Genomic DNA, 10,833 nt, shown 5'->3' on the forward strand with positions numbered 1-10,833 from the left:
TTGTTCGTCCGTGACCGGAGGTGGGATCGTGGAGTTCGCGTCGACCCCGTGGTACGGATCGCTGTTCGTCATGCTCGCGCCGTGGGCCTGGGCGCACGCGGCCGCGGTGATGCCGGTCTGGCCGTATCCGGCACCGGAGGAGAGGTTGCAGTCATGACCAGTTCGACCAGACCCGACATCGAGGAGCTTCGCGAACTCGTCTCCGACGTCTTCGATATCGATCCCGAGCAGGTCACCGCCACCGCGCATTTCAAGGAAGATCTCGGCGCCGACTCGGCCAAGGGCCTGGAGCTGGCGGTGCATCTGGTGCGCCGGTACAACGTGGAGGTCAGCGGCGAGGAACTGCTCGAACTCGGCAATGTCCAGGGGCTTTACGCCCACCTGCTCGGCCGGCTGCCCTGACCGCCGGCGGGGTGAGGTCATGGCCGTCGAGGAGGTCCGGGCGCCCGGCGCCGTCGCCCTGCTGTTCCCGGGACAGGGGGCGCAACGGCCCGGAATGGGGCAGCCGTGGATCGAGACGGAATCCTGGGCTCTGGTGGCCGCCCTCGCTGAGCTGACCGGGCGTGACATCGCCGGACTGCTGCTGCACGCCGACGCGGCGACCCTGCGGCGCACCGACAATGCGCAACTGGCCACCTTCGCACTGGAAATGGTCGTGCTCGCCGAACTCGCGGCCGCGGGACTTCCGGTGGACGGTGTGGCCGGTTGCGCCGGGCACAGCCTGGGGGAGTACTCGGCGCTGGTCGCCGCCGGAGTGCTCGGTCTCGCCGACGCCGCGCGGGTGGTGAGCGTCCGCGCGGAGGCCATGGTCGCGGCCGCGCGACAGCGGCCCGGGACCATGGCGGTCGTCGTCAATGCCGATCACGCCGACAGCGTCGGTCTGGTCACGCGGGTGCGGGAGGCGGGTGCGGAGGTCTGGGTGGCGGGAATCAATGCGCCGCAACAGATCACCGTCGCCGGGACCGAGTCCGGGCTGGCCGCGCTCGATGCCGGAGTCCGCGAGATCGGCGGCAAACTCATCGACCTGCGGGTCGGCGGCGCATTCCACACACCGTTCATGAGCCCGGCGGTGCCCGCCGTCGCCGCGGCGCTGGCCGCGGTCGCGGTGATGCCGGGCCGGACCGCGCTCGTCACCAATGCCGACGGCCTGGTCAAGAAGGGGCCCGCCGACTGGGCGGAGCTGGCGTGCCGGCAACTGGTCGAACCGGTGCAGTGGCACCGCACCATGCAGAGTCTCACCGGCGATCTCGGCGCCCGCATTCTTGTGGAGGTAGGCCCCGGTAAGGCGCTGTGCGGCCTGGCCCGGCTGCACGACCGCGCATTGGTCGCGCTCACGGTGAATTGTCCCGCCGACATACCGGCGGCCGCGCGAGCGGCCGAGGCGGCCCGGGAGTCGCCGGGCCGCTGAACAACCGATGGTCCGGCCGGCCGCGAGCCGGAGAGAGGTGACGGAGATGAGCGACGACGGAGCGTGTGCCGTCGTGACCGGCGGATCGCGCGGCATCGGCCGTGCGATCGCGGTGCGGCTGGCGCGATCCGGCTACGACATCGGGCTGTGCTACCGCACCGACGAGAACGCGGCGCGCGAGGTCGCCGACGCCGTCACCGAGGCGGGCCGGAAATGTCACTATGCGCGGTGCGAGGTCGCCGACGACACCGCGGTGCGGCATTTCCTCGACGCGGTCGAAGAGACGATCGGGCCGATCGAGGCGCTGGTCAACTGCGCCGGGGTGATCCGGGACAAACCACTGGCGCTGCAGTCGGACGCGGACTGGCACACCGTGCTCGACACGAATTTGACCGGCACCTTCCACTTCTGCCGACGGCTGGCGTTCAGCTTCATCAAGCAGCGGAAGGGAGTGATCGTCAATATCTCCTCGGTCGCCGGGGAACGCGGCAACGCCGGGCAGACGAACTACGCCGCCGCCAAGGCGGGCATAGACGGCCTGAGCCGCTCACTGGCGAAGGAGCTGGGGCCCTACGGTATTCGCGTCAACTCGGTCGCGCCCGGCTGGATCGAGACCGAGATGACCGCCGCGTCGAAACAGGCCGCCCGCGAACGCGCGCTCGAGGCGATCACCCTGCGGCGCTTCGGCACTCCCGAGGAAGTCGCCGAGCTGGTGCACTTCCTGGTCTCGGACGCCGCGAGTTTCATTACCGGCCAAGTCATCCGGATCGATGGGGGGATGGTCCTGTGACCGGGGCGGTCGCCTCGCCGATTCCCGCCGCGGGGCTGACGGTGACGGTGCCGCGTCCCGGCGAATTCGAGGCCGTGCGGTCCGTCGTCGCCTCGGATCCCTATCAGGCGGGGCACTATCCGGACTATCTCATCTATCCGGGCGTCTTCATTGTCGAGAATGTCGTCCGGGCGGCGGAAGTAGCGCTGGCGCAAGGGGTTCCCGGCGGAGCCGGGCCGCTGCGGCGCCTGCGATCCGGGCGTTTCACCGCGCCGGTGCGCCCGGGCGATCGGCTCGTCGTGCGCGGGAAATTCTCCGTCGACCGATCGGAGGAGCGGATCGAGGTGCGGGCGACCTGCGTGCGCGGCGACGGCGTCACCGCCGCCACCGTGCGCCTCGTCTTCGCGCTGAACGGAGGCGCCGATGCTGGAATACGGTGAGATCGGGCGGCTTCTGCCGCACCGGCATCCGATGCTGCTGGTGGACCGGGTGCTGTCGTACGCCGCGGGCGAGCGCATCTCCACGGTCAAGGCGGTTTCCGGGGCCGAGCCGTGTTTCGCGGGCCTGCCCGCGGACGCGCCGCCGGAGGCGTTCGGCTATCCCGAGACCCTGCTGGTCGAATCGTTCGCGCAGAGCGGCGCGCTGCTGTGGCTGCTGACCGCGCACGACCGCCGGGAACCGCTCGGCGGCGTCGGCATGGTCGCCGTGCTGCGCGAGTGCGTCTTCGAGCGCCGCGTGTGGCCCGGTGACCTGGTCAGCCACGAGGTCCGGCTGGAACGGATGATCGGCGACAACGTGGTGTTCTCCGGCGAGATGTCGACACCCGCGGGCCGGGTGGCGACGGTCGATTCCATCATCGCCGCATTCCGTCCGGGGGACTCCCTCGCGGCGTCGGAGAATGTTACCGAAACAATGTCGCGAACATCCGATGACGTTGTGCCGCAAGCATTGCAGTGAATGTGGGACTGCGGTACCGTCGATGCGGTGCAGATCATTTCCATGATCGGTGGCTCGGGCGAGGACGGGGACGATGCCGCCGGGAAATCCGCGCGGCGCGCCGCCACCCCACCGCTCGTTCCGGAGCGGTCCGCCGACTCCAGCCTGAAAAGATCTGAGCTACAGCAACTCCCGCTCTCGCCGCAGTCGCTCACCTGGCGGTACATGGGTGATTTCCGGCATTTCGGCATCGCGCTGCGGAGCGTGGTCACCCAGGCGGTGCACCCGCAATTCGCGCAGTCGGGTATGCAGCATTCGCGGGCGCACGGCCCGATGGAACGGCTGCGCGTCGCCTTCGTCCCGATCTTCGAAACCGTCTATGCCCCACCGGAACAGGCCCGCAAGCGTGGTCTGCAGATCCGGAACTACCACAAACCGTTGTCGGGCGCCATGCCGGGCGGCGGCCGGTACCACTCGCTGGACGCGAATACATTCTTTTTCGCGCACGCCACATTTCTCGACCACCTGGTGACCGGCATCGACCGGTTCGTGCGAAGGCTGAGCCCGGCCGAGAAGGAGCGGCTGTTCCGGGAGAGCCTGGACCTGTACTCGATGTGGGGCGTCGCCCTGCCTGCCGACGCGCCGCGCAGCTGGGCGGAATTCGAGGAATACTTCGAGCGCGTGCTGCGCGAGGAGAGCCGGGGCAATATCGGCGCCCGGCATGTGGCCCGCCGGCTCAACAGCCGCACGCTGCCGCGTCCGCCGGGCGGAAAGATCCCGCCCCGCGCCTGGAACGCGTTCGTCGCCGTGCTGATGTTCCTGACCATCGGCGGCACCCCGGCCGCCGTGCGGGAACAACTGGAGATCTCCTGGTCGGCCCGGGAGGAGCGGCTGTATGTGGCGGTGTGCGCGGTGAGCCGGGCACTGAGTCCGCTCTGGGAGCGGCTCGCCCCGCTGTCGTGGCGTTACCCGCAAGTCGCGGTGGCGGCCTTCCGTCGCGAACACATCAATCCCCGCCGCATCACCGTGCGGCGGGCAGACGACGCCGATCCGCGCCCGGCGGTGGTGGAGAGGAAGTGGAACCGGTGAAGAAGACCTCCACCAGCACCCTGCCCTACGAGATGTATTACCGCCTGGGACTGGCGTTCTGGGATACGTTCGACACCGATCGCGGGTTGGTCGAACTGGTCGAGGGCGCCGACGCGCTGCCGCCCGGCCGCGCGCTGGACCTCGGCTGCGGCACCGGCCGCAACAGCGTCTACCTGGCGAAGCACGGCTGGGAGGTGACGGGGGTCGAACTGGTCGCCGAGGCCGTCGAGCGTGCGCGGGAGCGGGCCCGTACGGAGGGCGTGACGACGGCCCGGTTCGTGCACGGCGACCTTCTCGCCCTCGAAGACGCCGAGATCGGCGCGGACTACACACTGCTCGTCGACTTCGGCTGCCTGCACAGCGTTCCGTGGGATTCGCGCGACCGGTACGCCGAGGTCGTGACGGCCCATGCGGCGCCCGGCGCCGTGCTGTGGATCTGGGGCCGCGAGGCCTACGGCGAGGTGGGGATGACCGCGGAAGAACTCGGCCGCCGGTTCCCGGCGTGGGATGTGGCGCTGGCCGAGGAGGTCCCCAACGAGGAGATGCAGAGCCGAGTGGGGGAGGTGCCCGCCACGCAGCGACCGATTCGCGCCTTCATGACCTCGTCGAAGATCCCGCCGGCCTGGCGATTCCGTCTCGTGAAACAGGCCTGACCACCGAAGGAGGCTCGGTATGCCGGTTACCGAGACACTGCCGCGGCTGCCGTTCCCGCGCGCCAGCGCACTGGAACTCGCGCCCCTGTATGCCGCCTTGCGCGCGGAGACTCCCGTAGCGCGCATCGTCACCCAGGCCGGGTACGAGGCCTGGCTGGTGACGGATTACGAACTGGCCAAACGATTGTTCGCCGATCCCCGGCTAATCCGCATCCACCCCGACGACCCGAACCAGGACCGCAAATTCACCACCTCGTCCTCGGGCGCGCATGTGCCGGCCGACCGCTCGCACGAGCAGACCGACCACGCGAACATCAGAAAGCTGCTGGCTCCGGCGTTCTCGGCGCGCCGGATGCAGCGGCTGCGGCACCGGATCGGCGAACTGGTCGAGGAGTACATCGATCTGCTGCGGGAGCGGCCCCGTCCGCTGGACCTGCACGCGGAGTTCTCCGTGCCGCTGCCCGTGGCGGTGATCTGCGAGATCGTCGGCATCCCGACCGGCGACCGGGACCGGTTCCTACCGTGGTGTGATGCCATCGGACTGCTCGACGATCCCGCGGCGGGCGTGCGGGCGACGAACGAACTGTTCGCCTACATGATGGATCTGGTGGATCGCAAGCGCCGGGAACCGGGTACGGACGTGGTGTCCGATCTCATCGCCGCCGAGTCCGCCGAGGGCCTGGACGCCACCCTGATCGCCCGGACCGCGGCGGTGCTGTTGTTCGCCGGGCAGACCACGACCGTCGGCCGCATCGACTTCGGCACCTTGTTCCTGCTCGCCGAGCCCGCCCGGTATCGGCGGCCGCACGCACCCCGAATCCGTGCCGAGCGCCGTGGAGGAAATCCTCCGCATGGCCGCACCGTCGGACAACGCCATCCATCCGCGGCACGCGCTCGAACCGCTGGAGGTCGGCGGGGTCACCATCGAGAAGGGCGAATTGGTCGTCATCGCCCCGGCCGCCGCCAATCGGGACCCGAACGTGTTCGACACTCCCGACGAATTCGACCCGGCCCGGAACCCGAACCCGCACATCGCTTTCGGGCACGGCGCACACCACTGCATCGGGGCCAACCTGGCCCGCGCCGAGTTGAATGTGGTCTTCACCGAACTACCCCGGCGACTCCCCGGACTGCGGTTGGCCCGCCCGGCGGAGGCCGTCCAGCTGTATACCGACAAGCTCAACGGCGGCCTGACGGAATTGCTGGTCGACTGGTAGCGCGGCCGTGCCCCGCGAATTCGGGATATCCGCCCCGGAATTGTTATCCGATTCGTTCCCGGTTTAGTGTTGTCGTTCTTGTACTTCGGCGAAAGAGGCGGGTGTATGGCACGGAAAGTCATCGTCGAGCTGGTGGACGACTACGACGGCAAGTCCGAGGCGAAGGAGACGGTGCGGTTCGCTGTCGACGGCGTGGAGTACGAGATCGACTTGTCGGTGCAGAATGCCGGCAAGCTGCGTGAGGTGTTCGAGCAGTGGGCGGGGCCGGCGCGGAAGGTCGGCCGCATTCCCAAGGGCAAGAGCAGTGTGGTGGCGCGTTCGTCGACCGATCGCGAGCAGACGGCGGCGATCCGGGACTGGGCCCGGCGCAACGGCTACAACGTGTCGAGCCGCGGCCGCATCCAGGCGGATGTGGTGGCGGCGTACAACAAGAATTCCTGACGTCCGCGGGCTCGGTCACGGGGTCCGCGCACGGCGGTTCATCCTCGTCGGGTGAGGTCGCCGCGCGGACCTCGTGATCGAATCCAGCCGCATCGCTTCTCGAACGGCGAGGAGTCGCGACGACAGGGGTTCCGCGATGGGTCCGGTGCTCGGCGAACTGCTACCGCTGGCGGTCGGGGTCGCGATCTCGCCGATTCCCGTGGTCGCGGCCATCCTGATGATCCTGTCGAAGCACGGTGGGGGCGCCGGTGGCGGCTTCGCGGTCGGCTGGGTGGTGGGCATCGGCGGCGTGACCGCGGCGGTGACCGCGTTGTCCGGACTGCTCGGGAATACCGGCGGTCGTGAGCCGTCCACGGCGGCCGCCTGGATCAAAATCGTGCTCGGAGTATTGCTCGTGGCGCTGGCCGTCGCGCAATGGCGCGGCCGCGCCGATACGACGCCGCCGGGCTGGATGCGGGCCATCGACCAGCTCACCGCGACCAAGGCGGCCGGGCTGGGCGTGCTGCTGTCGGCGGTCAATCCGAAGAACCTGCTGCTGTGCCTGTCGGCGGGCGTCGCCGTGGGCACCGGTGACCTGGGTGCGAGCGGCAAGGTGGGGGCGGTCCTGGTATTCACGGCGATCGCAGCGGCGAGCGTGCTGGTCGTGGTCCTCGGCTACGCGATCGCGGCCGACCGTCTCCGCGGCACCCTCGACTCGGCCCGAATCTGGTTGCAGGACAACAACCACGCCGTCATGGCCGTGGTGTTACTCGTGATGGGCGCGGTGGTGGCGGGCAAGGGCATCGCGGGCCTGTGACCCGCGGCTGAATCTGTTCCCTTCGTGACCAAACCATCCGGCCGGGCTGTTCGAAGCCCTTCCGAATGACTCGCCCGCGTACCACGAAGGAACGAGCGAATCATGCGCCGGCGGCGTCCGGACGCTGATTCGGCGAAAGCTGCAGGTACCACTCTGATGAACGAAGTGAGCACGGCCGCTGAACTACTTGTCCAAGATCCTCGACCGCGTCTCGCGGACCTGCTCGCCGCGACGGGCAACGGAGACCGCGACGCGTTCGCGGTCTTCTACCGGCACACCACTCACCGCGTCTTCGGCTTGGCGTTATCAATGATGCGCAATCCGGCGACAGCCGAAGATGTCGCCCAAGAGGTGTACATCCAGGTGTGGTCGCTGGCCGGCCGGTACGACCCGGGGATGTCGAGCCCGATGGGCTGGCTGATGATGCTGACCCATCGGCGGGTGGTCGACCGCATCCGGGTCGACCGCGCCGCCGCCGGGCGCGAATCGGTGTTCGGCCAGGTGCAGTCGGGTCGCTCGCACGACGTGGTGTCCGAGACCGTCGAACAACATCTGGACGAACAAGCGGTGCGGCGCTGCCTGCACACCCTGACCGCGTTGCAGCGCGAGAGCATCGTGCTGGCCTACTACGGCGGGCTCACCTATCTGCAGGTGTCCGAGCGCCTGCAGACGCCGCTGGCCACCGTGAAAGCGCGCATCCGTGAGGGTCTCAAGCGGCTCGCCGCCGGGCTGGCCGAATCCGGAACGGCATGAGTTGCGCCGCCGGGCAGACCCGGTGAGCGCGTCGGTGCTCGGGGTAAGGTGCGAGGCGAGAGGAGGCCGGTCCGCCGGTCGCGCGCGACCGACAGCATCGGCACTGCCGCCGGGACACCTCTACCTCTGGAGATACCACGCTATGGCGGATGAGCGCCGCATTTCGGTCGGCATCGGCCGTCTCGATGACGGCTTCGAATCGGACGCCTGTCCGGCGCCCGACCGGGACGCCGCCGATCGGCTCGCCGAACTGCTGAAGGGCGTCGCGGTCGGCGATCGGCAGGCGTTCACCGAGCTCTACCGCTCGACCCAGCACCGCGTGTACGGACTGGCGCTGCGCATCCTGCGGCGGCCCGCGCTGGCCGAGGAGATCGCTCAGGAGGTCTATCTCCATGTGTGGAAGGCGGCCGCCCAGTACGACACTCGCCTGGCCAGTCCGATCGGGTGGCTCATGATGCTCACCCATCGCCGCGCCGTCGACCGGGTTAGGGCCGAAACCTCCGCCACCACAAGGGATCTCGCCTACGGGCAGCGGCAGCTGGGGCGCGACCACGACACCGTCGCCGAGACGGTCGGCCAGCGCTCGGACGAACGTGCGGTCGTGTCCTGCCTCGCAACGCTCACTGAAATCCAGCGTGAGACAGTCGCTCTCGCGTACTACGGCGGCCGCACCTATGCCGAGGTGGCCGACCACCTGGACGTCCCGCTGAACACCGTGAAGACACGGATTCGGGACGGCCTCAGAAAACTACGGAACTGCTTGACAGGATCGGTGCGCGATGCCTGACCACGACGATGCCGACCTGCTCGAACTGGCGTACCCGTACGCGCTCGACGCGTTGTCCGCCGACGAGCGGCGCGTCGTCGAGCGGCGCCTCGAGGACGCGCCGGAGAGCGTCGCCGACGACTTCCGTGCCACCGTGCACGACCTGCGCGAGACGCTGGCGACGATGACCATCGTCGATGCCGTGCCCGCGCCCCCGGATCTCGAGGCGAGGGTGCAGCGAGCGCTCGACCTCCATCTCGACGGCGCGGCGGACCCGGTACTCGCGGTCGGGCCTGCCCTCCGCATGCGGTGGCTCGCGGCCGCCGCGGCGATCGTGGTCGCCGTCGGAGCGGGCGCCGGAATCGCGGTGTACCGCAGTCAATCCCACGACGCGGGCGCGATCACCGCCGAGCAGATCGACGCACAGCCGGACGGCCGTGAGAGCGTCGCGCCGGTGACGGGCGGCGGTACCGTCACCGTGCACATGTCGCGCCGGCTGGACGCGGCCGTCGTTTCCTTCGAGACCGTGCCGAACCCACCGGCGGACCGCACGTATCAGCTGTGGCTGATCTCGCCGGCGGGCCAGGTCCGTTCGGCCGGCGTGCTGCCCGGTCTGCCCGGCGCGCAGGCGCCGCTGCTCCTGCGTTTCGGTGACGCCGTCCAACTCGCGCTCTCGATCGAACCGGCGGGCGGCTCGCCCGCACCGACCACCGAGCCCATCGCGGGCGTGCCACTCACCTGACGGCCGCGCCGCGGCGATCGGATCCGCGGCATCTCCAAACCTGAAGGCCCACCGGCACGAACCCCTCGCGAACTCGTCGCGAAAAGCGCCGACGACTCGACTACGAGGGGCTGATGGTGGACACACAGCGATCGAGACGGACACGGATCACGCGATGGGTACTGGCCGGTGCGCTGGCCGCGGCCGGCGCGGCCGGCGGCACCACCACCGCGGCTGCGGGGCCCGAAACGCCCGGCGTGGTCTCGGTGGCGGACGTGAACGACCGACAGCAGACGGTGCTGGTCTTCTCGGCCGCGATGAACCGGCCGATTCCGGTGCAGGTCGTCCGCGCCGCGGACCGTTCGCGACCCACGCTGTACCTGCTCAACGGCTCCGGGGGCGGGCCCAACGAGAGCGGATGGGATGTGCAGACCGACGCGTTCGATTTCCTGCGGGACAAGAACGTGAACGTGGTGACGCCGTTCGGCGGGAGCAACTCCTACTACACCGACTGGATACGCGACGACGCCGTCCTGGGGCACAACCGATGGCAGACCTTCCTCAACGACGAACTGCCGCCGATCATCGAGGACTACCTTTCGGCCGACGGCAACCGAGCGCTGGCCGGGGTATCGATGAGTGGCACCTCCGTTCTGAACCTGGCGATCGCCAAGCCCGGCTTCTGGAAGAGCGTGGCGTCCTACAGCGGTTGCGCGCAGACCTCCGATCCCATCGGGCACGAGTTCGTCCGGCTCACGGTGGAGAACTGGGGCGGCGGGCAGAGCGTGGAGAACATGTGGGGCCCGGCTGGCGGGCCGCTGTGGCGGGCCAACGATCCGCTGCTCAATGCGGACCGGTTGCGCGGGACCGCCGTCTATCTGAGTGCGGGCAGCGGGATTCCGGCGCCGCCGCACGACACCCCCGGTGATCGGCGGGTGCGGGAGGGCCGGATTCCGCTGCCGGTGCAGATCGCTTTCGGCGGGCCGATCGAGGCGGCGATCCACTACTGCACAGTCAATCTCACGAACCGGTTGAACGAGCTGGACATTCCGGTGACCTTCGACGACCGACCCGTCGGTACGCACTCATGGGGCTACTGGGAGGACGATCTGCGCGTCTCCTGGCCGTTCCTGGCGCGATCGCTCGGTTAGCCACAAGTTGACAGATGTGGCGGCCGGATGGTTTGTTCGGTGGTTGCCAGGGGCGGGAATCGCTTCGGAATCGGCCGGATTCGAGACTTGTTTCCACTGTGAACCAAACCGGATCGCCTGGTGGCACGAATCA

The 10,833-nt window shown here is 69.1% G+C and carries 17 protein-coding genes; 15 read left to right on the forward strand and 2 right to left on the reverse strand.

Annotation, left to right across the window (positions count from 1 at the left end):
* Nucleotides 1-10 precede the first annotated feature (10 nt).
* Genes ACFMRZ_RS03610 through ACFMRZ_RS03645 form a run of 8 tightly spaced genes read left to right on the forward strand, consistent with a single transcriptional unit; the run spans nt 11 to nt 4,855 of the window.
* The gene (locus tag ACFMRZ_RS03610; protein ID WP_400177899.1) at nt 11-157 is read left to right on the forward strand and encodes a hypothetical protein; all 147 of its coding nucleotides are present in this window, start codon (nt 11-13) and stop codon (nt 155-157) included.
* Nucleotides 154-402, forward strand: a complete 249-nt coding sequence (locus ACFMRZ_RS03615) for an acyl carrier protein (protein WP_400177900.1) — start codon at nt 154-156, stop codon at nt 400-402. The genes ACFMRZ_RS03610 and ACFMRZ_RS03615 overlap by 4 nt, the downstream gene beginning before the upstream one ends.
* 19 nt (nt 403-421) lie before the next feature.
* Nucleotides 422-1,408 carry an ACP S-malonyltransferase gene (locus tag ACFMRZ_RS03620; protein WP_400177901.1) on the forward strand — a complete coding sequence of 329 codons (987 nt, stop codon included), beginning with the start codon at nt 422-424 and terminating at the stop codon, nt 1,406-1,408.
* Between the two features lie 46 nt (nt 1,409-1,454).
* Nucleotides 1,455-2,198, forward strand: a complete 744-nt coding sequence (gene fabG / locus ACFMRZ_RS03625) for a 3-oxoacyl-ACP reductase FabG (RefSeq protein ID WP_400177902.1) — start codon at nt 1,455-1,457, stop codon at nt 2,196-2,198.
* Nucleotides 2,195-2,617 (forward strand): hypothetical protein, encoded by a 423-nt coding sequence (locus ACFMRZ_RS03630; RefSeq protein WP_400177903.1) that lies wholly within the window; start codon nt 2,195-2,197, stop codon nt 2,615-2,617. The genes fabG and ACFMRZ_RS03630 overlap by 4 nt, the downstream gene beginning before the upstream one ends.
* On the forward strand, nt 2,601-3,134 hold the full coding sequence (locus ACFMRZ_RS03635; protein ID WP_400177904.1) for a 3-hydroxyacyl-ACP dehydratase FabZ family protein: 534 nt from the start codon (nt 2,601-2,603) through the stop codon (nt 3,132-3,134). Before ACFMRZ_RS03630 ends, ACFMRZ_RS03635 begins: the two co-directional genes overlap by 17 nt.
* Before the next feature lie 27 nt (nt 3,135-3,161).
* The gene (locus tag ACFMRZ_RS03640) at nt 3,162-4,202 is read left to right on the forward strand and encodes an oxygenase MpaB family protein (RefSeq protein ID WP_400177905.1); all 1,041 of its coding nucleotides are present in this window, start codon (nt 3,162-3,164) and stop codon (nt 4,200-4,202) included.
* On the forward strand, nt 4,199-4,855 hold the full coding sequence (locus ACFMRZ_RS03645; protein WP_400177906.1) for a class I SAM-dependent methyltransferase: 657 nt from the start codon (nt 4,199-4,201) through the stop codon (nt 4,853-4,855). Before ACFMRZ_RS03640 ends, ACFMRZ_RS03645 begins: the two co-directional genes overlap by 4 nt.
* A gap of 202 nt (nt 4,856-5,057) precedes the next feature.
* On the opposite strand, the gene ACFMRZ_RS03650 is transcribed toward ACFMRZ_RS03645, so the two are convergent.
* Nucleotides 5,058-5,294: a hypothetical protein gene (locus ACFMRZ_RS03650; protein WP_400177907.1), complete on the reverse strand. Its 237-nt coding sequence runs from the start codon at nt 5,292-5,294 to the stop codon at nt 5,058-5,060.
* 78 nt (nt 5,295-5,372) lie between these two features.
* Nucleotides 5,373-5,708, reverse strand: coding sequence for a hypothetical protein (locus ACFMRZ_RS03655; RefSeq protein WP_400177908.1), 336 nt, complete (start codon nt 5,706-5,708; stop codon nt 5,373-5,375).
* On the opposite strand from ACFMRZ_RS03655, the gene ACFMRZ_RS03660 reads away from it, so the two are divergent.
* From ACFMRZ_RS03660 to ACFMRZ_RS03690, 7 genes are all read left to right on the forward strand, one after another.
* Nucleotides 5,707-6,072: a cytochrome P450 gene (locus ACFMRZ_RS03660; protein ID WP_400177909.1), complete on the forward strand. Its 366-nt coding sequence runs from the start codon at nt 5,707-5,709 to the stop codon at nt 6,070-6,072. The two genes, ACFMRZ_RS03655 and ACFMRZ_RS03660, sit on opposite strands and share 2 nt — an antisense overlap.
* Before the next feature lie 105 nt (nt 6,073-6,177).
* A complete protein-coding gene (locus ACFMRZ_RS03665; RefSeq protein WP_280272980.1) occupies nt 6,178-6,513 on the forward strand; it encodes an Lsr2 family protein in 336 nt (111 codons plus the stop codon).
* 136 nt (nt 6,514-6,649) lie between these two features.
* On the forward strand, nt 6,650-7,309 hold the full coding sequence (locus tag ACFMRZ_RS03670) for a GAP family protein (protein ID WP_400177910.1): 660 nt from the start codon (nt 6,650-6,652) through the stop codon (nt 7,307-7,309).
* Nucleotides 7,310-7,465: 156 nt separating this feature from the next.
* Complete coding sequence (locus tag ACFMRZ_RS03675; protein WP_400177911.1) at nt 7,466-8,062, forward strand: sigma-70 family RNA polymerase sigma factor; 597 nt, start codon at nt 7,466-7,468, stop codon at nt 8,060-8,062.
* Nucleotides 8,063-8,204: 142 nt separating this feature from the next.
* Nucleotides 8,205-8,849: an ECF RNA polymerase sigma factor SigK gene (sigK, locus tag ACFMRZ_RS03680; protein ID WP_400177912.1), complete on the forward strand. Its 645-nt coding sequence runs from the start codon at nt 8,205-8,207 to the stop codon at nt 8,847-8,849.
* Nucleotides 8,842-9,570: an anti-sigma factor domain-containing protein gene (locus tag ACFMRZ_RS03685; protein WP_400177913.1), complete on the forward strand. Its 729-nt coding sequence runs from the start codon at nt 8,842-8,844 to the stop codon at nt 9,568-9,570. Before sigK ends, ACFMRZ_RS03685 begins: the two co-directional genes overlap by 8 nt.
* 113 nt (nt 9,571-9,683) lie before the next feature.
* Nucleotides 9,684-10,700 carry an alpha/beta hydrolase gene (locus tag ACFMRZ_RS03690; protein ID WP_400177914.1) on the forward strand — a complete coding sequence of 339 codons (1,017 nt, stop codon included), beginning with the start codon at nt 9,684-9,686 and terminating at the stop codon, nt 10,698-10,700.
* The last annotated feature ends 133 nt before the right edge of the window (nt 10,701-10,833 follow it).

This window comes from Nocardia sp. N2S4-5 (genome assembly GCF_044628355.1).
Classification (GTDB): domain Bacteria; phylum Actinomycetota; class Actinomycetes; order Mycobacteriales; family Mycobacteriaceae; genus Nocardia; species Nocardia wallacei_B.